Consider the following 20771-nt stretch of genomic DNA (forward strand, 5'->3'; position numbering starts at 1 on the left):
GAAAATTTACGTAGTATAGTAATGGAAGAACGGTGGAAGCGCGGCTGAGACGGAGTCGTCCGGATATGCGAAGATGGGCGCTTGAGGTTATTTGCGCTTCCTTTGGAACGGAAAGGAGATTCAGGCATGAAGCATCTTCTTGTCATCGGACAGGGGCCTGCGGGCATTTCGGCGGCTGTTTACGCGAAGCGCGGCGGGGCGTCGGTCACGGTCGTTGCGAACGGCATCGGTGCGCTCGAAAAGGCGGAGCAGATTGAAAACTATTATGGCTTCGGCGAGCCGCTGACGGGCAGGGAATTGGCCGCGCAGGGCGTCGAGGGCGCGAAGCGTCTCGGCGTGGACTTCGTCGAGGGCGAGCTTGTCGGCCTGCGTTTCAAGGACACGATGGATGGCTTCGTCGCCGAGCTCGTGCATCGGACGCTCGAAGCGGATGCGGTCGTGCTCGCCATGGGCGCTTCGCGCCTCGCGCCGCCACTCTCAGGACTCAGGGAGCTGGAAGGGCACGGCGTGAGCTACTGCGCGATCTGCGACGCCTTCTTCTATCGAGGCAAGGAGGCCGCCGTCCTCGGCGCGGGTGACTATGCGCTTGCAGAAGCTGCGGCGCTCCTGCCGCACGCGGCGAAGGTGCATCTTTTGACGAATGGCGAAGCGGCGCCCGTGCACGTGCCGACAGGGCTTCTCGTGCATACGGAACGGCTCGCCGCGGTCGAGGGCGAGGGCAGGGTCGAGCGCGTCGTCTTCGCGGGCGGTGCGGCGCTTCCCGTCAGCGGCGTATTCGTCGCCGTCGGCACGGCGGGCAGCACGGCGATTGCCAAGAAGCTCGGCATTCTTCTCGACGGTGTATATCTGAAAGTGAATGAGAAGATGGAGACAAACGTGCCCGGCGTCTTTGCCGCGGGCGATGCGACGGGCGGACTCCTGCAGGTGGCGAAGGCCGTGCACGAGGGCGCGGTCGCGGGGCTTTCGGCGCTGAAGTTTTTGCGCGGCAAAAAGGCTTGAATGGAAGAAGTGCGGCTGACGGAAAGTTTTCTTTGAAAAAAATTGGAAAGAGACGCCCCTTCCATGCTATAATGATGGTCAAGGTATGTACGCCAGCTGGGCGCGGGCGTGTCCGGCAGTTTTCTTTGGGAAATGATGATAAATTGAGGCCGCATAGAAGTGTAAGGATAGGCGGCCGAATTTATCCGTGCTTCTTTCGTCAGGAGGTTCGAAGGTGTTTGATTTTTTGAAGAGCAGAAAAGATGAGGAAGGGAAATCTTCTCTGCGCGACCGCGTGGATGCGAAGCCCTTGCCGCAGGTTCAAAAGGCGGCCGCGCAGAACGGAGCGCCGGCAGGCAGAGACTTGCAGGGCGCTGATGTCGCCGTCTGCTACCTGCATCGAAGCGAGATTGCGCGGGAAAACCTCGCGCCCATCGCCTCTCTGCCCGACGGCGTGGCGCTCGTCCTCGGCTTCGTCTCGCCCGATCTCGACTTGACGGACGTCGGCAGAGCCGTGCAGCAGGCGCTCGGCAAGGAAGTGCGCGTCGTGCTCATGACGGACGCGGGCGAGCTTTGTCGTCCGCAGGGCAGCGCGACGCTTTACCAGGAAGCCGGTGAAGGACGCGCACGCGTGCTTCTGCAGGGATATTCGCGCCGCATGATCGAGGACGTCTTCACGATGAGCGTTCCGCTTCACTCGCAGGACTTGAAGGCGGATCGTATCGACATGAGCCTTGAGGCGCGTCTCCAAGCGATCAAGGGCGAGCTTGAGCGGCATACGCCGCCGTTTCGCATCAGTCTTTACCACACGTTTGCGCTCGTCTACATCGATGGACTTTCGCGCTCGGAGACGTTTCTCATGCAGGCGCTCTACGAGTCTCGAAAGTTCCCGTGCCCCTATATCGGCGGCTCGTCTGCCCCCGATGCGCACGGGCGCGCCTGCGTCTACGACGGCGAAGCGAGCCTTGAAGATCATGCCGTCATTACGCTCGTGCGTCTCAGGCGCGGCTACCGCTACGGCATCTTCAAGACGCAGGCGGTCGAAAAGACGGATACGTCCTTCATCATCGACAAGGCCTCGACGGCGCTTCGCTCCGTCGAGACGCTGCAGCTTTCGTCGGGCGAGACATTGCCGGCGTTGGAGGCCTTGAAACGCACGCTTGGCGTGCATTCTGCCGCCGATCTTGATGCGGCAATGCAGAAGTACACGTTCGCTTCCGATATCAACGAAGACTTCTTCATCCGCTCGGTCAGTGCGCTCGACCATGCGCGAGGCCGCCTGAATCTCTACTGCGACATCGTGACGGGCGAGCGGCTTCATCTGATGAAGCGCGGCTCTCTCGCCGATACGCTCGCCAAGGGTCTTGCCGATTTCCAGCGCGGCAAGCCTGCACCGCTCGGCGGTATCCTGAACGACTGCATCCTGCGCCGCCTCTGCTATGCGTCGGAGACGGGGCACATCGACGAGTTCCGCGATGTGCCTGTCGCAGGCTTTTCGAGCTTCGGTGAAATCGCAGGGCTGCATGTCAACGAGACGCTGACGGCGCTCTTCTTCTATCATGTGCCTTCGGGTGTGAGTTTTTGCGATGATTACATCGATAACTTCGCGAGCATCTACGCCGACTGCGACACCTTTTTCTTCCGCCGCATGATCGACCGGCAGGCGCATGTGGGGGCGCTCAAGGATGACCTTGTCGCCATGTTTCGCGACTATCAGCAGAAGATTCCTGCGATCATCGCCTCCATCACGCGCATTTCCGATGAGGTCCATGCGATTCAGGCGGCGCTCAAGAATCTTTCGGACGGCTCGGCCGAGCAGAAGCAGCTCTTCGCGCAGATCGTGCGCCAAGGCGAGGAAATCGGGCCTACGCTCGAAAAGCTGGCGCAGGACACGAAGCGCATCGACGAGGTTATTCGCCTGATTGCAGGCATCGCTTCGCAGATCAACTTACTCGCCTTGAATGCGACCATAGAGGCGGCGCGTGCGGGCGAGGCGGGACGTGGCTTCGCCGTCGTCGCGCAGGAGGTCAGCAAGCTCTCGGGCACGACGCAGGAAAACCTTACGGCATCCGACGAGGCGGTGCGAAAGCTGCTGAATGAAGTGCACAAGATCGACGCCATCATGGAGGCAAACGAGAAAATGGAGAAGAAGATTCATGCTTTCGACGCGCAGTTCAACGAGCAGATGACCGTGCTGCAGAAGACGCTCGAAGGAAGCCTCGTGCACATCGCCGAGTCGGCGCGCTCAGTCAGCGAGCTGGAAAAGGTCAGCGAGTCGGCGAATATGCGCATGGAGGCGATCAACCTCCTGATCCGAAACATCGAGCGCGGCGCGTAGATGGGCGGCTTGACTCTTCGCGGCGACGGGGTGAAGGCACGCGCTCTTCGCGCGGCATTTCCGCGCACCGTGCCGATTCTCGCGGGCTTCCTCTTCCTCGGCATGGCGTACGGCGTCTACATGCATGTGCTCGGCTTCTCCTTCTGGTATCCCGTCGTCATGGCCGTCGTCATTTTCGGCGGCTCCTTGGAGTTCGTTGCGGGGACGCTGCTGCTCTCGCCCTTTGCACCCGTGCAGGCGTTCTTCATCGCCTTGATGATTCAGGCGCGCCACCTCTTCTATGGGCTTTCGATGCTCGAAAAGTACAAGGGGCTCGGCGCCAAGCGCATCTATCTCATCTACGGCCTTTGCGACGAGACGTTCTCCATCGCCTATACGACGCGCCTGCCGCAGGATGTCGATCGCGGCTGGTTCTACTTCTTCGTCACGCTTCTCAATCAGCTTTATTGGGTCGCGGGCACGGCGCTCGGCAGTCTCGCAGGCGGTCTGATGAGCTTCGACACTGCGGGACTCGGCTTCGTGATGACGGCGATGTTCGTCGTCATCTTCCTGGAGCAATTCCTACATGAAAAGCAGCATATCAGCGCTGCCGTTGGCTTTTTCTCCGCAGGCGTCTGCCTCTTCTTCTTTGGCGCGGACGACTTCCTCATCCCGACGATGGCGCTGATCTTGCTCCTTTTGACCGCACTGCGTCGCCCGATTGTGCGGAAGGGAGGCTTTCGATGAGCTCTTTTGAGGAAGCCGCGACGATCGCCCTGTGCGGGCTGGCGACGCTCCTTACGCGCGCTGTGCCGTTTCTCATCTTTTCGGGCAGAAAGCCGACGCCCGCCTATGTGCGCTACTTGGGCGATGCGCTGCCCGCCGCGATCTTCGCGCTGCTCGTCGTCTACTGTCTCAAGGACGTCGCATGGCTCGCCGCGCCGCACGGCTTGCCCGAGCTTTTGGGCGTCGCCGTGACGGCGGGCTTGCACGTGTGGCGCAGGCAGTTCCTCTTCTCCATCGCAGGCGGCACAGTCTGCTACATGCTGCTCGTACAGTTCGTATTCATCTGAGAAAACACGGATGAATGCAGCACATATCGAAAAAGAGCCGCCACGGCTACAAAACCATGGCGGCTCTTTCTCGTATGTCTTGAGGAAGCGCGAAATTTATCCGCGATCCCTTCAGTCGAGCAGGCTCTCGACCATCTCGCGCGGCACGAAGCCGACGGATTCTTTCGCCTTCTTTCCGTCCTTGAAGACGATGAGCGTCGGAATCGACTGCACGCCGAATTGGACGGCGAGATCGGGCTGCTCGTCGATGTTGACCTTGCCGACCTTGAGGTCGGGATGCCCTGCAGCCACCTCGTCGATGACGGGCGTGAGCATGCGGCACGGGCCGCACCACGGCGCCCAGAAGTCGAGCAGTACCGCGCCCTTGGCGGCCGTGACCTCGCTCTCGAAGTTTTCCTTTGTAATCTCTATTGCATTCATGTTTATCCCTCGCAATCTTTTTTGATGGAATTCTTTCGCCATTATATCACATCTTTTTCCTCGGAAAAAGCGGGAAGGCGTGCGATTTCTTCCGTCTTGCCGTCAAATCTCTTGCAATATCGCGCTTTTTCCACTACAATGATGAACGAAAAATAATGATTGGGGAATCGCTGAACTTATCCGTGCTTCCCTGGAAAGGTGGATTCCATGACACGATTGGAAGAGATGCTGCAGGCGAATGAGGCGTACTGCAAGAACCCGCCCGTCGACTACACGGGGGAGGATGTGCACGAGAGCAAGCTGCCGAAGAAGAAAATCGCTGTGTTCACCTGCATGGACACGCGCCTTGTAGAGCTTTTGGAGCCTGCCTTGGGGCTAAAGCGCGGCGACGCGAAATTCGTCAAAACCGTCGGCAACACGCTCGTCGACCCCTTCGACGGTGTCGTGCGAAGCCTCATGGTTGCGACATACGAGCTCGGCATTGAGGAGATCTTCGTCGTCGGACACGACGAATGCGGCATGGCGAAGACGACGGCGAAGAGCCTGATCGAGGCCATGCACGCGCGCGGCATCGACGATGCGGCGATCGCGCCCCTGCGCGAGGAACTTGTGCATTGGGCGGACAGCTTCAGCCATCCAGCGGAAAATGTCAAGGAAGTCGTCCAAAAATTGCGCGAGAATCCGCTGCTGCCGAAGGATCTCAAGATTCACGGACTGATGCTGCACCCGAGGACGGGCAAGGTCGATCTGATCGAGAGCGGCGATGCGTGAAGGCAGCATCGGATATGAGGAGAAGTTTTTTGGTTCAGGTATGCCGGAGGAGAAGTCATGATGGCCGCTCGAAGAAAGAACCGTGAGTTTACCGCGAAGGATCTTGTCTTGACCGCGCTGATGACGGCGATCGTCTTTCTCGCCACCTTCGTGCCGCACATCCCGATACCGCTGGGCTACGCGCACTTGGGCGATGCCGCGATCTTTCTCTTCGCACTTTTGACGCCGCGGCGCTCGGCGCTCGTTGCCGCGTGCCTCGGCTCGGCGCTTGCCGACTTCATGAGCGGCTTCGCGCTTTGGATCGTGCCGACGCTCGTCATCAAGTTTGTCATGGCGGAAATCGTCTGCCGCATGGCGGATGCGGCGAGTCTCGTTGGACGCATCGGCGTGGCGCTCACGCTTTCAAGCCTCTGGATGGCGGCGGCCTACACGCTCGCGGGCGCTGTCCTTTATGACAGCCTCGCGGCGGCGCTGGCCTCCTTCCCCGGGCTTTTCGTGGAGGGGGTCGTCAACAGCGCCTTGGCGCTCGCCGCCCTGCCGTTTTTGCGCGGGCGTTTTTTGCGCAAGGATTAAATTTTATGGATGAGGAAAGAAGTGACGGAATTGCTCGCTCCCAAGGGCTATGAAGATATTGAAGAAAAGGTGCTGGCGAAAGAGCGCCTGACGCGCGAGGACGGCGTCCGCCTCTTTGACTGCAGAAACATCGCTTGGCTCGGTGCACTCGCCGACCATGTGCGGCGCGAAAAGTGCGGCGACGTCGTCTACTACAACGTGAACTGCCATGTGAACCTCACGAATATATGCCGTGCGCACTGCAAGTTCTGCGCTTTCGGACGTGACGCCGAGGACAAGGGCGCTTACGAGATGGCGGCGGACGACGCCGTCGCCGTCGTCGAGGACGCGATGAAGGATCCGCACCTTGCGGGACTGCACGTCGTCTCGGGGCTGCATCCCGCATGGACGTTCGATGACTACCTCGCGCGGCTTCGTGCGCTGCACGAAAGATTCCCCAAGCTCTACCTCAAGGGCTTCACGGGCGTCGAGATCACGCATTTTTCCAAGATCTCGGGGCTTTCCGTGCGCGAGGTGCTGCAGAGGCTCAAGGCGGCCGGACTTGACGCTATCGCGGGCGGCGGTGCGGAGATCCTTTCCGACCGCATCCGCGAAGAGCTGTGTCCGAACAAGGCGACGGCGAAGGAGTGGCTCGATGCCGCGCGCACGGCGCATGAACTCGGCATCAAGTCGAACGCCTCGATGCTCTACGGGCATATCGAGACGCTCGCCGAGCGCGTCGACCATCTGCTCGCGCTGCGCTCTCTGCAGGACGAGACGGGCGGCTTCCAGACCTTCATCTGCTTCCCGTTCCTGCCGAAGAACACGGCGCTCGCCGCTGAGAGCGGCATCTCTCAGACCTCGATGTGGGATGACCTCAGGACGATGGCGATCTCGCGCCTCATGCTTGATAATTTCACGAACATCAAGGCGTATTGGGTCATGCTGACCGTCCCTGTCGCCCAGGTAGCGCTCGCCTTCGGCGCGAACGACATCGACGGCACGGTGCACAAGGAGACGATTCTGCACGACGCGGGCGCGAAGAGTCCGCGCGCGCTGACGGAGGACCGCATCATCCGCATCGTTAAGGAAGCCGGCCGCATCCCCGCGGCATGTGACTGCAACTTCAATATCCTTCATGTGTATGAATGAGGTGGAAAAATGAAAAAACTTTTTCTAGCATCTTATTTGGCCGGAGTGAAGACGTTGGTTGGAACATGGTTGGAGGAGAAAAGGCCGGAAGAGATTCTCTTCGTTCCAACGGCGGCGAATGTCGAAGAATACACCGACTATGTGGAGGAAGCGGCGGATACATTCGCCGCTCTTGGCTACCGTGTGAAACGTATGGATTTTAGCAAATTCGCACGGGAAGAATGTGAACGAGAATTGCAAATGTGCGATAGCCTTTATGTTTCAGGCGGTAATACCTTCTATTTGCTGCAGGAGCTGCGCCGCAAAAATCTTCTGGGGGCTTTGCATGAGAGAATTGAAGAGGGGATGCTTTATATCGGAGAGTCGGCAGGAGCAATGATCACGGCTAGGGATATTGCCTATGGTCAAATCATGGACGACAAAAAAGCCGCACCGGACCTAAAAGACATGAGCGGCTTATCTGTTGTGGATTTTTATATTTTGCCTCATCGAGGAGAAGAACCGTTTGTTGAAGCTGTGGAAGAAACGCTTCGTGTATACGATGGGAAACTGGAATTTTTGACAATGGACAACAGTGAGGCAGTGATTGTTGATGGTGCGGAGCACAGAGTGGAGAGAGAAGCGTAGGTGCGATCGGCTCCGCTTAGGCTTATAGGGACTCACTGTCGTCAAGTTTTGCAATTCTGCGTGCAGCGGTTTTATATACGGCAGAATCGCTGCGCAACCCGATGACGATGATAAGCATGTGATCGCGGTCTTGCACCAGTTTGTAGACGATACGGATGCCTGAGCGCTTCAGCTTGATTTTTAATAGACCGACGAGATTCGTGTCGGCATGTGCGCCCAATGGCTTGCCGTAGCCGCCTTTACTTGCAGGCAGTGGATTCTGAGAAACCTTGCAGATGGCCTTTGCCGTTTCCTGCTTTTGACTGCCGTCAAGACGCTCGAAATCTTTTTGCGCTGCTTCCAGAAACTGTACTTGCCACATCATTCGATTTCAACGCTCTCAAAATCGAGAGAAGGAAGGTCGATGCCGTTTCGCTTGCAGACTTCTTCAAAGGGAATAGCCGCCTGCTCTTTGCTGTCGAAGTCTTTCAGTCTTTCGGAAGCGAGATGCAGAAGGTCAGCGTCTTCTAAGCGCTCGACAAGGGCGTTGTAATCGGCAGGCGACAGCAGGACGCACTCCGGTTCATTGTTCTTCATGACGACCGTCATGCCGGTTTGTTTTACGTTGGAGAAAATTTTTCCGGCTTGGCCGCGATTGAAGGCTGTGATGGGAATCGTAGGGGGAAGCGGGCGTATTTGCGGCATGATGAACCATCCTTTCCAGATCATGCGGGTACTCTGCATCCAGTATAGCAAGATGTCGATAAAATGGCAACGAATTTGTCGACACTCCTGTTGCGGGGAAAGGAATCACAATCTTGGAATCGGAGCGGAATATCCATTTGTATAACGCATGCCCGAGAAAAGAACTGTTTTACCATGAAGCCCCAAGAGGTCAAGCCGAAGGCGCAGAGCGATTGGCCAGGCTTCTGTAAGGGCGGCGCACAATGTCCGCGAAGTGGACGTTTGTGCGTGTAGTTTGTGAGCGAAAGGAGCATTTGCATGAAAAAAAGTCTTTTCGTATGCTATCCGCGCTGCACGACATGCCAAAAGGCGCGTCGCTGGCTGGAAGAGCGCGGCGCTGCAGTCGAGGAGCGCGACATTAAGGAGGAGAGACCGACGGCCGACGAACTGCGTGCATGGCACGCGAAGAGCGGTCTGCCGCTGAAGCGCTTCTTCAACACGAGCGGCTTAAAGTACAAGGAACTTGGACTCAAGGACAAGCTGTCCGCGTTGAGTGAGGCTGAGCAGTATGACTTGCTTGCTTCTGACGGCATGCTCGTCAAGCGTCCGCTTCTCGTCGCCGCTGACTTCGTCCTCGTCGGCTTCAAGGAAAAGGAGTGGCAGGAGCACTTTGCATGAATTCCCGACGCAGATGCGTCGGGATGAGTGACTTCGTTTTATCCGCGCTTCCTTATGGCTGTGCTCGGGCTTTTTGCCTTGGGTGCAGCCTTTTTTGCTTCTTGGAGGGAAGCATCTGACGGGCGGGGGGAAGCTATTGGAAAAATCCTTGAATCTTCCCTTAGGAATAGAGGCGTTCGCGACGATAGATACATTAGACGCATATATTTTGACTACTTTTACGGAGAGAGGTACGAGATGAACGGAAATTTGAAAAACTGCCCTTCGTGCGGCAAGCTCTTTATCGCACAGCCGAAGCAGAGGCTGTGCATGGACTGCTTCGAGAAGCAGCGCGAGGAAGAAGAGCGTATCATCCGCTATGTGAATGCGCATCCGGAGGTGACGACGCTCGATGAGATCGCCGCAGGAACGGGGGCTGAGCCAAAGGAGATCCTGCGCATGATCCACGACTCCCGCCTCCTGCAGGCGGACCGGGAGATCCGCTATCCATGCGAGAGCTGCGGCACGCTGATCACGCGCGGGCGCTACTGCGCGGGCTGTATGCGCGACTTCAAGGCGGGGGCGGACCGCATCGGCTGAGGGCGGATGACCTCTTCTTTCCGGTGGCGCACTTCCGTGCCCGTCGCAAAGAAATAGGACGCTTGAGAGCCGCTCTTTCGCAGAAACTTCTCATGGAGCGGCGCTTAAGCTGAAAGAATTTTTTTTCGATACTACACATGAAAGACGGGTATGTGAGTGAGGATGCTCCGTTTCCGTCCATAACAAGAAAGGTGGTGAGGTGCGATGTCCATCCAGGTGCAGGGACGTGTGCAGACTCTTTATGGCGTCTATACGGCGAATGAAGCTCTTTCTGCCGTGCAGACGCAGGACAGATACCGGACGGAAGCGCCGCGCAAGGACGCCGTTGTGCTTTCCGAGGAAGGTAGGACGTTCGGTGAGATTCTCAACCGCTTGAAAGCGGATAACGATAAGGTTCGAGAGGACAGAGTTGGTTTTTATGAAGAGCGCATCGCCGCAGGTGATTATTATGTTGCCGGGCGCGATATAGCTGCGAAAATGCTCGACCAGCGCATTTGAGAAAGCCTTGTTTTGATGCGCTGTCACGAGGAGGATGCTTATGTGGCGTGAAATGAAGGAAGTCATGAAGGCACTTTCTTCGTGTTATGCGGAGCTTGCAGAAGTCAGCGGGGCGAAGCACAAAGCACTGGCCGCGATGGATCTCAAGGCGATCGAACGCGTCGTGAAGGAAGAGGAACGGTTCGCGGCGGAGATCGAGCGACTTGAGACGCGCCGCAAGGCGGTTCTCCGAAGCCTTGCGGAAAAGGACGCGGGCATAGAGACGACGATGAAACTGCGCGAGCTTCTGGCACTCTGTCCGGACCGGCAGATTGCCGGAGAACTTGAGTCGCTGCACGAGGAGCTTGATCGACGCATGAAGGAGGTCGAGCGCCTCGGCGAGCGGAATACGCTGCTTGCCGAAGGCGCGCTCGCCGCGGTGACGGCGAACCTCAACCGCATCGGCGGCACGGCGGCGGGTGCGTCCTACGGAGCGGGCGGCAAGGAAAGCGTGACGCGCGAGCGCCGCTTCGACTTCAAGGCGTGAAGCTATGGGAGAGATCATCAAGCTGCTCAGACAGCAGATTGACTTGTGCCAGAGACTTCTTCTTGCGGTGGAACGTCAGCGCCAGGCTCTTTGCGACGGTTCGGGCGATTCGATGAGCAAGGAGACGAAGGCAATCGAGGTCCTTCTCATCGAGCTGCGACGCATAGAGAAGCGCCAGGAGCTGCTTCTGAAGGGTACGGCAACGCACGACCTCGCGGAGCTTCTCTCGCGCACGGCTCCGTCTGAAGAACGTGCTGTCGCGAGACGCCTGCTGGAGGAAACGAACGGGATCATGCGCGAGATGCAGGAGGCTGTCGCCATGAATGACGCCCTGCTCGAACGCCACATGCAGTTTATCCTCTTCAACATCAATGTGATGGCGGGGACGCCTGCAGAGGCGACGTACACGGCGAAGGACGTGCGGAAAGGGAAGAAGCAGACGGGCGCGGGCACGAAGGTGTTTGATGCAAACGTCTGACGGGATAGATAGAGAAAGCGCAGATTCGTAAGAGCGAGGCGGCGCTTCCGAAGGAAAAGGGTGAAAGAATGCGATCAACATTTTCCGGACTGAATACGATGGTTCGCGGCATTTACAACAATCAGCTGTCCCTTGATACGGTGGGGCACAACATCACGAACGCGAACACAGAGGGTTATTCGCGCCAGCGCGTGAATCCTGCGACTACGCGGGCATTGGAGCACAGTAGTCTGTATGGCGGACTTTTCGTCGGTACCGGCGTCGATTCGGATTCGCTGACGAGAGCCCGCGATTTTTTCGCGGACAAGCAGTATTGGCAGGAGGAAGCGACGGAGTCCTACGCGAAATACCGTCAGAAGAACTACGACAAGATCGAGGCGGTTTTCAACGACTCCAAGACTAAGGGGCTGCAGAATGAGATGCACAAGTTCTACAGTGCGTGGAACGACCTCAGTGTCTATGCGAGCGATCCGGCTAAGCGCGTCTCTGTCATCGAGTCGGGCAAGCAGTTCGCTGACCGTCTCGAAGAATCGGCGCAGAACGTACAGAAGCAGCTCGATCTCGTCTATCGCGAGATGGACACGCAGGTCAAGGATGTCAACGAGATCACGCGGAAGATTGTCGAACTCAATAAGAATATCTCGCTCGCCGAAGCGAATGGTGCAATGGCGAACGATCTTCGCGACAAGCGCGATCTCCTTGTTGATAAATTGTCGGGCTACATGAGCCTGCACGTCTACGAGATGGATAACGGCATGTACCAGGTCGTCTCGGGCGGCGCGTCCATCGTCAACGGCGTTTCGCGCCTCGAGCTCAAGATGGACGGTCCTGTTGAGAACAAGCGCTACGGCGTCAACGACTATTCATTGATTTTCAAGGATACGAACACACTCTTCGTGCCAGGAAATGGCTCGCTGCAAGCTGCCGTCGACTCCATCAAGGAGGACAAGGCGTACATGGATAAGCTCGCAAACATCGCGGCGACCTTCATGACGCAGTTCAACGACCAGCATCGTGCGGGTGCTGGAATTGACAAGGACAAGACATCGAACCTCAACTTCTTTGGCAGAAACGACAAGTATTATATTTGGGACAAGGAGCGTCAGTCGCTTCTCGCAGCGAAGGTGACGGGCACGGCGTCGACAACAGCCGGCTCGCCTCCCGTGACGACGCATACGACGACGCTCTCTACCGCGGCCGGCGATACGGAAGAGCTCGAAGGCCTTGAGATCATCAAGGCGATGAAGGTCAGTGCCGAACTCGTCGCACAGAACGGCGAGCTCAAGCTTGCCGCACGCGGCTTCGGCGACAACAGCGATGCGAAGAACTCCTACGTGCAGAATCTCGGCTACAACAATGCGACCGTTCCGCCAAATCTTACGGGCGCGGGCACCGTCGTCCATACGACGAGCGACATGAACGGCACGGCGGACGGCAGCAACGCCGTTCTCTTGACGAACATCTTCAACATGGAACAGAAGGACACGGGGCTCACAATCTACAAGAACCCGACGGCGGGCAGCCCAACGGAACACCGTCCGACGGGCACGGTCTCGCTCAATAACTATTACAATTCAGTGACGAGTGCGCTCGGCATTGACTCGAACGCGATGGACACGAAGGTCAAGTTCCAGCAGGATGTCATGACGCAGATCGAGGCGTGGCGTACGTCGGTCTCTGGAGTCAACTGGAATGAGGAGCTTTCCAATATGATCAAGTTCCAGCAGGGCTACAGCGCGTGCGCACGCTGCATGACGACGATGGACGAAATGCTTGACCGTCTCGTGAACAACACGGGAATGGTGGGAAGGTAAGGTGAAATAGATGAGAATCGGCAGTTTGCAGATGGTTTCACGCTATCAGAAACAGCTGAACACCGCCGCAGAGGAGCAGGCGAAGCTCATGGAGCAGTCGGACGGACAGTCGCTGCACCGTCCGTCGGACGATCCCGTGCGCTACTCGAACTGGATGCGCTACAGCACGGAGCAAAACGAGAACGAGCAGTATCAGAAGAACGTCGATGCGGGAAAATCTTGGATGCAGCGCACAGACGGTGCCGTTTCGGGCATGGCGGACATCTTCAAGACTTTGAAAGAGAAGACGATTCAGGCGGCACAGTCGCCACATCAGGATACGGATATGGACGCAATTGCCAAGGATATGACGGCAAAGCTGCATGAAATCGTCTCCCTCGGCAATTCACAGCAGGGTGATCGCTACATCTTCTCGGGGCAGTCCGACCTCACACAGCCGTTCCTTCTCACGGAGAAGAAAGTCGCGCGTGGCGTGCCCAAGACGCTTGACGATCAACAGTCGAAGTTCTTCAACAATACGAACGTGTCGGGCCGCATGAAGCAGATGATCACGCTCCAAGGCGACGACAATAATGAATATTATCTCGACACGAAGACGGGAGACATCTATTCCTACGACTTCATGAAGGACGGCTACAAGAAGAAGGTTGCAGCAGGCCAGACAGAAGTCAACCCGGCGGCCGATCGCGCGGGCACTCTCGGCGGCGCATTCAACGTGTCGGACAACTTCCTCAATACGGGGCAGATCAAGGACGCCTCGACGACGCCACCGGCTGCTGCCGGCAAGGGCGCAGGCTGGTCACAGAGCATCACGGTCGGTGGCAATACGGTTAACTTGAAGCTCAAGACCATCGACCAGCAGATCGTCAAGTACCAAGGCGATTTCAAACAGATCTCCATGGTCAAAAAGAACGGCGCCGTCGAGCCGACCGCCGACACCGTCAATGCGACGGCGGGCGACATCTTCGGCACAGACATCTTTGACGATGAAAATTCGGGCAATACCCAGTCGGGTACGGCGGCGATCAACGATATGCTGACCGTGGCGGCGAAAGTCGATTCCTCCGACGTCAACTGGCTGATTTCCGACGGCGTGACGCTCGCCGACGAGTCACACAATAACGTCGTCATATCGCAGGATCATATCGCGGCGCGCCACAACGTCTACAAGGGCATGGCGGACATCCTCGACGACTACGCCGTTTCCATCAAGCAGGATATTTCCGACACGAACAGCACGGATGTCGCGAAGCTCGCCGTCCAGCTCATGCAGGCGTCGGCAATCTACAACATGTCGCTCTCCGTCGGCTCGCGCATTCTGCCCCCGACTTTGACCGACTACTTGAGGTAAGAACAAGACAGAAGAAAGGAGGGACGCGATGCTTTCCAATATGACGTATCTGAATGTGCGCCATACCCTGCCCATGCTCGGCTGGCAGACGCGCTCCTTCCGGCTTAAAACGAGCATGACGCCGACACAGATGCGAGGGGTGCGGCGCGAAGCGAGCGCAAATCTCGGCGCGACGCAGGTGCGCATTGACATCGACAGCTACGAGAGCCGTAAGGCGTACGGTTTCCGCAAGGATGCCGATCTCTGCGCGGACTTCAAAAACGCAGGCCTTTCGGGCGTGAAAAGCGGCACGAGCCGCCGTTCATCGGAGGCTTGGCAGGCGATTGACGGTGCGGCGAAGCCAAATGCGGACTTTTTCCAAAAGCAGGCGAAGGGCAAGATCGAAGCTGAGATCAAGGAACAGAAGGAAATCGAGCTCAAACCCATCCCACGTCCGAAGATCACAGTGCATCCAGCAGAGCTTAAAGGATCGCCCGATGTCGGCGAGCACTCGATCGACATACGCTCCGATCCGTTCGCCACGTACGACTATGAGCCGGGCAGTATCGACTATCATATGAAAGTGGAAGGTTCCATTCATATGTGGACATCCATCGGCCATTATGATGTATACGCATAGGGGAGAAGAACATGAGAAAGATCACGACGACGCGCTTTGGAGAAATCGAGGAAGATGAGAGCAAGATCGTTCATTTTGCTGCAGGCCTTCCAGCCTTCGAAGACGAACATGAGTTCATCATCATCCCATACGACGAGGAAAGCCCTTACGTCTTCCTGCAGTCGGTGACAACGCCCGATCTCGCATTTCTGATGGCGATCCCGTTCATCTTCTTCCCTGACTACGAGTTCCGCTTGGAGGATGATGTTCTCGAAAGCCTTGCCCTTGAACGACAGGAAGATCTTCTGCTTTATACGCTCTTGACGATTCCAGGAAAAGATATCCGCGAGATGACGGCAAACCTTCTCGCACCGATCGTCATCAACAGTCGCACGAATGAGGGATGCCAGATCGTCCTTGACAAGAGCGGCTATTGCACGAAGCACAAGTTGTTTTCCAAGAAGACGGAGGACAAGGAAGCAAGCGAGCGGGAGGCGAACTGAATGTTGGTATTGACGCGCAAGCCGCGCCAACAGATCATGATCGGCGATGATGTTGTCGTCCACGTTGTGGAAGTTCAGGGGGACAATGTCCGCATCGCCATCGAAGCACCGCGTGAGGTCAAGATCTACCGCGGCGAGATATATCGCGCTATACAGGACGAGAACAAGCGGGCGGCAGCGCCTGCTGACATCGACCTCAGCGGCGCACTGCCCGGGGCGGAGTGAAGCGCCTCGTCCAGGGCAGGGCTTCAGTAAGTCGTTCCTTGCAGGAGCAGGAAGCTCCTGTATTGCCCTGCGCAGGAAGCGCTCGGCAAACAAGGGATTGCATATATTTTATCTATGGAGGGAGAAAACATGATAAGCAAGATTCAGGACGCGCTCGGCGCGGCGGCCGTCATGCAGATGACCGATCTTGCCGTAGGGGGGAGTTCAGCGCCCGCTCCTGTAGCACCCGCAAACAGCGGACAGCAGGCAGCGACGACGGGCGTGGAGAACCCTGCGGCGAGCAGCCCCGCAAGTGAAGCTTCGCCCGCTGCCGTCGTCGACGAGCATCTGAGCACGCAGCTGCAGGCGCGAGAGATCAGCGAAGCGGCGAATACGAAGAGCGAGGCAGCGGAAGCGGAGCGCAAGGAGAAGCCCGACAAGGACAAGCCGGTCGACGAGTCGCAGATGACGTACCTCATGAAGGAGATCAACCGTATCATGAGCCGCATGAACTGCAACATCGCCTTCGAGTACCACAAGGAAGTCGACGTCATGAGCGTGCGCATGCTCGAAAAGAAGACGGGCAAGCTCATCAAGGAGATGCCGCCCGAATATATGATCAAGGGCATGGAAAAGACGCGCGAATGGCTGGGCACGTTCCTGGATCAGCCGGCCTAAGGAGGAAGAATTATGGGTGTAAATGGAATTTACGGCCTTTCCGGCTCGGGTCTTGACGTAGAGTCCCTCGTCAAGATGGGCATGAAGGGCAAGCAGAACCAATATGACAAGATGTACAAGCGCGAGATGACGAACGAGTACACGAAGACCGCGCTCAACGAGCTTTACAACAAGGTCAACACGTACAACCTCTCCGAGCTTACGAATTATAAGAAGCAGTCCGATATGGCGGCGAAGAGTGCGTCAAGTTCGGACGACAAGACGGTCACGGTCAATGCGAACGGCGCGGCGGCAGTCATGAGTCATACGGTCACGGTGCAGAGTCTTGCGTCGAATGCCTACTTTATGTCGAACGCACCGATTACGCGTTCCTATCAGCCGGATCCCTCCGATCCGCATCCGCCCGACAAATCGAAGAGCACCGAGCTTGCCGACATCGCATTCAAGCGTATCGACAAGCTGACGACGCTCGGCCCTGGCGGTGTCAAGCAGTATCGTGTTCACTATACGGATGGTACAAATGCCGTCGTCAACGAAGATGATACGGCGCTGTCTTTTGAAATGAAGGACAAGCTTGGAGCGCCCGCTGCTGATACGTATACGATCAAGTACACGTTCAAGGATCTCGTGGAAAACAAGAAGACTTTGAATGACCTTGCGAGCAGCATACAGAATGCGTCTGTCGGCTCGAACGGCTCGTCGCGTCAGGTGGCGAAGAAGGCGAACTTCAATGCGAGCTACGATGCGGCGACGGGATCGTTCAGCATCTACAACAAGAACGGCGGCGCGAACCATGTCATCGACATCAAGACGCTTGACAAGGGTTCGACGCAGCTCATGAACAACCTGCATCTTGCAAAGTATGATCAGTCGACGAACTCGCTGACACCCCTTACAGCTTTCGCGCAGGGCGTGGGTCAGTCGCACGGCGGCACGGCAGGACAAGTGACGGTTGACGGCAGGACGTACAGTATCGATGAGAACCGCCTCGTTGCGGGAGGCGTCACCTACAACTTCCTCAACAAGACGCAGACAGGACAGACGGTCACGGTCTCCGTCTCGCAGAACGTCGACGCCGTCGTCGACAGAGTCAAGAAATTCGTCGAGAGCTACAACAAGCTCTTGGACGAACTACAGAAGGAATATAACACTGCACACGACAAGGACTATGACCCGCTGACAAAAGAGCAGGAAAAAGGCATGTCGGAAGAGCAGGTCAAGCGCTGGAATGAGAAGGCGAAGGGCGGCCTGCTTTATCACAATGCGCAGCTCGGCAGACTGATCAACAAGATGAGAGAGGCTGTAGCGACGCCTGTGACAGCAGTGGACTCGAAGTACAATTCGGCATCGTCGCTCGGCATCACGACGCAGGTTGGCAATAACCACGGACACCTGACGCTCAATGAGGACAAACTCAAGAAGGCATTGGCGGAAGACCCCGACTCTGTCTACCGCGTATTTGGCTCGTTGGACGAAAAGGATGACTTCAAAAAGTCGGGTATCTCGATGCGCCTGTCAAAGGTCTCCTTGGACAGCCTCAAAGACATTGCCAAAGAAGCCGGTACGAAGTCTGATTGGGATGACTCGAGTGCACTCGGCAATCTGATTCGCCAGCAGAAGAAGAAGATGAAGGACTTCAAGAATCTCTTGGATGACTTCCAGTCGCAGCTCTACAAGAAGTACGACGCGATGGAGTCGGCGCTGCAGCGTATGAATAGCACCTACAGCTCGATTTTCGGCGCGAAGTGATAGGGGAAGGCAGGGGGAAAACGAATGGTAAATGCAGCAGCGGAAGCATATAAGAGACAGCAGATCATGACGGCGACGCCCGAAGCCCTCACGCTCATGCTCTACAACGGCGCCCTGCGCTTCATGTCGGAGGGCAAGGAGGCTCTGGAGAAGAAGGACTACGAGTCGGCGAACAACTCGATCATCAAGGCGGAGAAGATCATCACGGAATTTCGCGTGACGCTCGACTTCGACTATGAGATCTCGCATCAGCTACTGCCGCTGTACAACTACGTCTACGACTGCCTCGTACAAGGAAACTTGTCGAGTGATACAGGTAAGATTGATGAGGCGGCGGGCATTATCCGCGAGCTGCGCGATGCCTGGGCACAGGCGATGAAGAAGGCGCGTGCCGAAAAATCGGGAGAGACGCTCGAAGGGGCGGCGCCGCCCGTGCCCGAGATCTCCACGACGCCTCCGACCGAGGGCGCATGATGGAGATGCGCACGCCCGAAGAGCTTTGGCAGCTGTACTTGGAGCTTTCGCATGAGATGTTGAAGTTCATCAAGGAGGACGATATTGACCGCTTCCTCGACCTTGAAGCGCAGAGGGCCAAGGTGTTTGAACAGATGGAAGAGTGCAGTATCGAGGCCTTCAAGGTGACGCAGGAGGGGCGAGCTCTCGTCGAAGAGCTCAAGCCCATCGAGATGCAGATCATCTACAACACGAAGGTCTGGCTGAATAAGTCGCGCACGCAGCATGAAACCGTACGCGACTATGAGGTCAGAGGTTTTGACCCCAGCGGTCATCTCGTGAATCGAGAAATGTGAGGAAGCACGGGGTGGTGCAGCCTTCCGTAAAATAAATTTTCACCGGCGGGAAAAAAGTTTCAAAAAACGCTTAAGAAAATGGAGCGTCCCACCGATAAACTAATTGAGCAAAGGCAAGAAGCACTTGCCGCTCATCAGATGTCAGCAGTCAGGCGGGTCTCCGATCAACCCGCTGCATGAAGCTAGCTAGCGGCGGCATGCAGTAAAGACGGAAAACGCCTGTTTTGCTTATTTGCGCCGCAAGGCGCAGGGACGGCAAAGCCGTCTCAAGCACCGGACAAGGATGCCCGGCAGAAGAGAAAATAGGAACAACCAGGGAGGAAAAGACAAATGGCATTGGTAGTTAAGAACAACATGATGGCGGTCAACACGCTGAACACGTTGAACAAGAATCAGAGCGCGCTCTCGACGAGCCTCAAGCAGGTTTCGTCCGGCATGAAGATCAACGGCGCCGTCGATGACGCTTCGGGCTATGCGATTTCCGAGCGCATGCGCGTCCAGATCCGTTCGCTCGATCAGGACAACCAGAACACGCAGAACGGCAACAGCATGATGAAGGTTGCTGAGGGCGCTGTTTCCAGCACGGTTGACATCCTCAAGACCCTCAAGGAGAAGGTCATCAACGCTGCGAACGACACGAACACGGATGACGATCGTCAGACGATCCAGAAGGAGCTCAACCAGAGCATCGACCAGATCAACGACAACGCGAACATCACGTTCAACGGCAAGTACCTCGTCGATGGCACGCACAACCAGAAGGTCACGGCTACGACGACGACGTTCACGAACCAGGCGATGAGCACGGCGACGGAGGGTTCTTCCGTTCTGACGGCGCTGCTTGACCGCACGGGTCGTAACCTCAACATCCATTCGCAGGATACGATCACGGTTTCCTACGTCAACCAGGGCAAGACGGTGACGACGTCCTTCACGGTCGGTACGTGCAAGTTCAGCGAGATCATCGGCAAGATTTCCGGCGTCGGCAAGATGGCTACGACCGTTGGTGCAACGTCCATCATCGGCACGAACGTCGCTGGCGATACGGTCTACACGGCTTCCGGCGAGAGCGCGGTTTCGATCTACGCTGGCGGCACGGGTGTCGGCAACTCGATCGGCGGCATCACGTTCAGCATCACGGACACGCAGGGCAACATCAACAAGTCCGCGAACGCTGTTCTCGATGCTTTCTCCGAGACGGTTCGTGCGCAGGACAACTCGCAGGACAACGCGATGAACTTCCAGATTGGCACGCGCGCCAACCAGGCGATCCGCGTCGGCATGACGGATATGCGTGCTCAGGCTCTCGGTCTCCAGGGTTCGGATGGCTCCACGCTGAACATCAGCACGCGCGACAAGGCGAATGCTGCCATCAACGTTCTTGACAACGCGATCGCAAAGGCACTCGACCAGCAGACGACGATCGGCGCTGTTCAGAGCCGCTTGAACTACACGAGCCAGAACTTGACGACGGCAAGCGAGAACGTCCAGGCTTCCGAGTCCACCATCCGCGATGCCGACATGGCAAAGGCGATGACGAACTACACGAAGAACAACGTTCTCATGCAGGCTGCTCAGGCTATGCTCGCTCAGGCGAACCAGTCCAGCTCCGGCGTTCTCAGCCTGCTCCAGTAATTTCGTCAGAATTACACAAAGAGCAAAAAGAACCTCCCCTTTTGGGGAGGTTCTTTTTTTGCTCTTTGTCGTTTTAAGTTTCGTTCTGCTTATCACGATAACAAGACATGAGCTTATC

At 56.9% G+C, this 20771-nt stretch carries 26 protein-coding genes; 23 read left to right on the top strand and 3 right to left on the bottom strand.

The genetic code is table 11. The features are described 5' to 3' along the window. The first annotated feature begins 126 nt into the window (after positions 1-126). From RWS31_RS06020 to RWS31_RS06035, 4 genes are all read left to right on the top strand, one after another. Positions 127-999 (top strand): NAD(P)/FAD-dependent oxidoreductase, encoded by an 873-nt coding sequence (locus RWS31_RS06020; RefSeq protein WP_314596706.1) that lies wholly within the window; start codon positions 127-129, stop codon positions 997-999. 214 nt (positions 1000-1213) lie between these two features. After that, positions 1214-3316, top strand: a complete 2103-nt coding sequence (locus RWS31_RS06025) for a methyl-accepting chemotaxis protein (RefSeq protein ID WP_314596708.1) — start codon at positions 1214-1216, stop codon at positions 3314-3316. Further along, positions 3317-4042 (top strand): AzlC family ABC transporter permease, encoded by a 726-nt coding sequence (locus tag RWS31_RS06030; RefSeq protein WP_314596710.1) that lies wholly within the window; start codon positions 3317-3319, stop codon positions 4040-4042. It abuts the gene before it with no gap. After that, on the top strand, positions 4039-4368 hold the full coding sequence (locus RWS31_RS06035) for a branched-chain amino acid transporter permease (RefSeq protein WP_314596711.1): 330 nt from the start codon (positions 4039-4041) through the stop codon (positions 4366-4368). The genes RWS31_RS06030 and RWS31_RS06035 overlap by 4 nt, the downstream gene beginning before the upstream one ends. A gap of 111 nt (positions 4369-4479) precedes the next feature. Here RWS31_RS06035 and trxA read toward each other — a convergent pair whose 3' ends face one another. After that, a complete protein-coding gene (gene trxA, locus RWS31_RS06040) occupies positions 4480-4788 on the bottom strand; it encodes a thioredoxin (RefSeq protein ID WP_314596713.1) in 309 nt (102 codons plus the stop codon). Positions 4789-4995: 207 nt separating this feature from the next. Between trxA and RWS31_RS06045 the strand changes: the two genes are divergently transcribed. From RWS31_RS06045 to RWS31_RS06060, 4 genes are read left to right on the top strand one after another with little or no spacing between them, the layout of a single operon-like run. Beyond that, the gene (locus tag RWS31_RS06045) at positions 4996-5559 is read left to right on the top strand and encodes a carbonic anhydrase (protein ID WP_314596714.1); all 564 of its coding nucleotides are present in this window, start codon (positions 4996-4998) and stop codon (positions 5557-5559) included. Positions 5560-5616: 57 nt separating this feature from the next. After that, positions 5617-6132: an ECF transporter S component gene (locus tag RWS31_RS06050; protein ID WP_314596716.1), complete on the top strand. Its 516-nt coding sequence runs from the start codon at positions 5617-5619 to the stop codon at positions 6130-6132. 9 nt (positions 6133-6141) lie between these two features. Then, positions 6142-7263 carry an aminofutalosine synthase MqnE gene (gene mqnE, locus RWS31_RS06055; protein ID WP_314596719.1) on the top strand — a complete coding sequence of 374 codons (1122 nt, stop codon included), beginning with the start codon at positions 6142-6144 and terminating at the stop codon, positions 7261-7263. Positions 7264-7272: 9 nt separating this feature from the next. After that, a complete protein-coding gene (locus RWS31_RS06060; protein WP_009646329.1) occupies positions 7273-7890 on the top strand; it encodes a Type 1 glutamine amidotransferase-like domain-containing protein in 618 nt (205 codons plus the stop codon). A gap of 22 nt (positions 7891-7912) precedes the next feature. On the opposite strand, the gene RWS31_RS06065 is transcribed toward RWS31_RS06060, so the two are convergent. Further along, positions 7913-8254 (bottom strand): type II toxin-antitoxin system RelE/ParE family toxin, encoded by a 342-nt coding sequence (locus RWS31_RS06065; protein ID WP_314596721.1) that lies wholly within the window; start codon positions 8252-8254, stop codon positions 7913-7915. Then, positions 8251-8574 (bottom strand): type II toxin-antitoxin system Phd/YefM family antitoxin, encoded by a 324-nt coding sequence (locus RWS31_RS06070; RefSeq protein ID WP_314596724.1) that lies wholly within the window; start codon positions 8572-8574, stop codon positions 8251-8253. The genes RWS31_RS06065 and RWS31_RS06070 overlap by 4 nt, the downstream gene beginning before the upstream one ends. Positions 8575-8871: 297 nt before the next feature. On the opposite strand from RWS31_RS06070, the gene RWS31_RS06075 reads away from it, so the two are divergent. The 15 genes from RWS31_RS06075 (at position 8872) to RWS31_RS06145 (ending at position 20653) form a co-directional block, all read left to right on the top strand. Next, on the top strand, positions 8872-9231 hold the full coding sequence (locus RWS31_RS06075; RefSeq protein ID WP_314596726.1) for an arsenate reductase family protein: 360 nt from the start codon (positions 8872-8874) through the stop codon (positions 9229-9231). 237 nt (positions 9232-9468) lie between these two features. Beyond that, the gene (locus RWS31_RS06080) at positions 9469-9810 is read left to right on the top strand and encodes a flagellar protein (protein WP_013740550.1); all 342 of its coding nucleotides are present in this window, start codon (positions 9469-9471) and stop codon (positions 9808-9810) included. A gap of 204 nt (positions 9811-10014) precedes the next feature. Beyond that, positions 10015-10308, top strand: coding sequence for a flagellar biosynthesis anti-sigma factor FlgM (locus RWS31_RS06085; RefSeq protein WP_314596729.1), 294 nt, complete (start codon positions 10015-10017; stop codon positions 10306-10308). A gap of 40 nt (positions 10309-10348) precedes the next feature. Further along, positions 10349-10834, top strand: coding sequence for a flagellar export chaperone FlgN (flgN, locus tag RWS31_RS06090; protein ID WP_314596731.1), 486 nt, complete (start codon positions 10349-10351; stop codon positions 10832-10834). A 4-nt stretch (positions 10835-10838) separates the two neighbouring features. Further along, on the top strand, positions 10839-11312 hold the full coding sequence (locus RWS31_RS06095; protein ID WP_265070919.1) for a flagellar protein FlgN: 474 nt from the start codon (positions 10839-10841) through the stop codon (positions 11310-11312). A 68-nt stretch (positions 11313-11380) separates the two neighbouring features. After that, complete coding sequence (gene flgK / locus RWS31_RS06100) at positions 11381-13126, top strand: flagellar hook-associated protein FlgK (protein ID WP_314596734.1); 1746 nt, start codon at positions 11381-11383, stop codon at positions 13124-13126. Positions 13127-13136: 10 nt separating this feature from the next. After that, positions 13137-14477 (top strand): flagellar hook-associated protein FlgL, encoded by a 1341-nt coding sequence (flgL, locus tag RWS31_RS06105; protein WP_314596735.1) that lies wholly within the window; start codon positions 13137-13139, stop codon positions 14475-14477. A 28-nt stretch (positions 14478-14505) separates the two neighbouring features. Next, the gene (locus RWS31_RS06110; protein WP_314596736.1) at positions 14506-15096 is read left to right on the top strand and encodes a DUF6470 family protein; all 591 of its coding nucleotides are present in this window, start codon (positions 14506-14508) and stop codon (positions 15094-15096) included. 11 nt (positions 15097-15107) lie between these two features. Then, on the top strand, positions 15108-15578 hold the full coding sequence (fliW, locus tag RWS31_RS06115) for a flagellar assembly protein FliW (RefSeq protein ID WP_314596738.1): 471 nt from the start codon (positions 15108-15110) through the stop codon (positions 15576-15578). Continuing rightward, positions 15579-15803 carry a carbon storage regulator CsrA gene (gene csrA / locus RWS31_RS06120; protein WP_313972467.1) on the top strand — a complete coding sequence of 75 codons (225 nt, stop codon included), beginning with the start codon at positions 15579-15581 and terminating at the stop codon, positions 15801-15803. It abuts the gene before it with no gap. Between the two features lie 129 nt (positions 15804-15932). Further along, positions 15933-16460 carry a flagellar protein FlaG gene (locus tag RWS31_RS06125; RefSeq protein ID WP_314596740.1) on the top strand — a complete coding sequence of 176 codons (528 nt, stop codon included), beginning with the start codon at positions 15933-15935 and terminating at the stop codon, positions 16458-16460. A 12-nt stretch (positions 16461-16472) separates the two neighbouring features. Beyond that, a complete protein-coding gene (gene fliD, locus RWS31_RS06130) occupies positions 16473-18209 on the top strand; it encodes a flagellar filament capping protein FliD (RefSeq protein ID WP_314596742.1) in 1737 nt (578 codons plus the stop codon). Positions 18210-18233: 24 nt separating this feature from the next. Next, positions 18234-18683 carry a flagellar export chaperone FliS gene (gene fliS / locus RWS31_RS06135; protein WP_009646340.1) on the top strand — a complete coding sequence of 150 codons (450 nt, stop codon included), beginning with the start codon at positions 18234-18236 and terminating at the stop codon, positions 18681-18683. Beyond that, a complete protein-coding gene (locus RWS31_RS06140) occupies positions 18680-19018 on the top strand; it encodes a hypothetical protein (protein ID WP_314596745.1) in 339 nt (112 codons plus the stop codon). The genes fliS and RWS31_RS06140 overlap by 4 nt, the downstream gene beginning before the upstream one ends. 330 nt (positions 19019-19348) lie before the next feature. Next, complete coding sequence (locus RWS31_RS06145; RefSeq protein WP_314596746.1) at positions 19349-20653, top strand: flagellin; 1305 nt, start codon at positions 19349-19351, stop codon at positions 20651-20653. The last annotated feature ends 118 nt before the right edge of the window (positions 20654-20771 follow it).

This window comes from uncultured Selenomonas sp. (genome assembly GCF_963528755.1).
Lineage (GTDB): Bacteria > Bacillota > Negativicutes > Selenomonadales > Selenomonadaceae > Selenomonas.

What these genes read in the sequence shown, in the direction of transcription:
- RWS31_RS06050 (WP_314596716.1), top strand. Translation starts at nt 5,617, where the DNA reads ATGATGGCCGCTCGAAGAAAGAACCGTGAGTTTACCGCGAAGGATCTT.
- RWS31_RS06080 (WP_013740550.1), top strand. Translation starts at nt 9,469, where the DNA reads ATGAACGGAAATTTGAAAAACTGCCCTTCGTGCGGCAAGCTCTTTATC.
- RWS31_RS06070 (WP_314596724.1), bottom strand. Translation starts at nt 8,574, where the DNA reads ATGCCGCAAATACGCCCGCTTCCCCCTACGATTCCCATCACAGCCTTC.
- fliW (WP_314596738.1), top strand. Translation starts at nt 15,108, where the DNA reads ATGAGAAAGATCACGACGACGCGCTTTGGAGAAATCGAGGAAGATGAG.
- RWS31_RS06085 (WP_314596729.1), top strand. Translation starts at nt 10,015, where the DNA reads ATGTCCATCCAGGTGCAGGGACGTGTGCAGACTCTTTATGGCGTCTAT.
- RWS31_RS06145 (WP_314596746.1), top strand. Translation starts at nt 19,349, where the DNA reads ATGGCATTGGTAGTTAAGAACAACATGATGGCGGTCAACACGCTGAAC.
- csrA (WP_313972467.1), top strand. Translation starts at nt 15,579, where the DNA reads ATGTTGGTATTGACGCGCAAGCCGCGCCAACAGATCATGATCGGCGAT.
- RWS31_RS06110 (WP_314596736.1), top strand. Translation starts at nt 14,506, where the DNA reads ATGCTTTCCAATATGACGTATCTGAATGTGCGCCATACCCTGCCCATG.
- mqnE (WP_314596719.1), top strand. Translation starts at nt 6,142, where the DNA reads ATGAGGAAAGAAGTGACGGAATTGCTCGCTCCCAAGGGCTATGAAGAT.
- fliS (WP_009646340.1), top strand. Translation starts at nt 18,234, where the DNA reads ATGGTAAATGCAGCAGCGGAAGCATATAAGAGACAGCAGATCATGACG.
- RWS31_RS06075 (WP_314596726.1), top strand. Translation starts at nt 8,872, where the DNA reads ATGAAAAAAAGTCTTTTCGTATGCTATCCGCGCTGCACGACATGCCAA.
- flgN (WP_314596731.1), top strand. Translation starts at nt 10,349, where the DNA reads ATGTGGCGTGAAATGAAGGAAGTCATGAAGGCACTTTCTTCGTGTTAT.
- RWS31_RS06030 (WP_314596710.1), top strand. Translation starts at nt 3,317, where the DNA reads ATGGGCGGCTTGACTCTTCGCGGCGACGGGGTGAAGGCACGCGCTCTT.
- fliD (WP_314596742.1), top strand. Translation starts at nt 16,473, where the DNA reads ATGGGTGTAAATGGAATTTACGGCCTTTCCGGCTCGGGTCTTGACGTA.
- RWS31_RS06035 (WP_314596711.1), top strand. Translation starts at nt 4,039, where the DNA reads ATGAGCTCTTTTGAGGAAGCCGCGACGATCGCCCTGTGCGGGCTGGCG.
- RWS31_RS06095 (WP_265070919.1), top strand. Translation starts at nt 10,839, where the DNA reads ATGGGAGAGATCATCAAGCTGCTCAGACAGCAGATTGACTTGTGCCAG.
- trxA (WP_314596713.1), bottom strand. Translation starts at nt 4,788, where the DNA reads ATGAATGCAATAGAGATTACAAAGGAAAACTTCGAGAGCGAGGTCACG.
- RWS31_RS06125 (WP_314596740.1), top strand. Translation starts at nt 15,933, where the DNA reads ATGATAAGCAAGATTCAGGACGCGCTCGGCGCGGCGGCCGTCATGCAG.
- flgL (WP_314596735.1), top strand. Translation starts at nt 13,137, where the DNA reads ATGAGAATCGGCAGTTTGCAGATGGTTTCACGCTATCAGAAACAGCTG.
- RWS31_RS06065 (WP_314596721.1), bottom strand. Translation starts at nt 8,254, where the DNA reads ATGATGTGGCAAGTACAGTTTCTGGAAGCAGCGCAAAAAGATTTCGAG.
- RWS31_RS06140 (WP_314596745.1), top strand. Translation starts at nt 18,680, where the DNA reads ATGATGGAGATGCGCACGCCCGAAGAGCTTTGGCAGCTGTACTTGGAG.
- flgK (WP_314596734.1), top strand. Translation starts at nt 11,381, where the DNA reads ATGCGATCAACATTTTCCGGACTGAATACGATGGTTCGCGGCATTTAC.
- RWS31_RS06045 (WP_314596714.1), top strand. Translation starts at nt 4,996, where the DNA reads ATGACACGATTGGAAGAGATGCTGCAGGCGAATGAGGCGTACTGCAAG.
- RWS31_RS06020 (WP_314596706.1), top strand. Translation starts at nt 127, where the DNA reads ATGAAGCATCTTCTTGTCATCGGACAGGGGCCTGCGGGCATTTCGGCG.
- RWS31_RS06060 (WP_009646329.1), top strand. Translation starts at nt 7,273, where the DNA reads ATGAAAAAACTTTTTCTAGCATCTTATTTGGCCGGAGTGAAGACGTTG.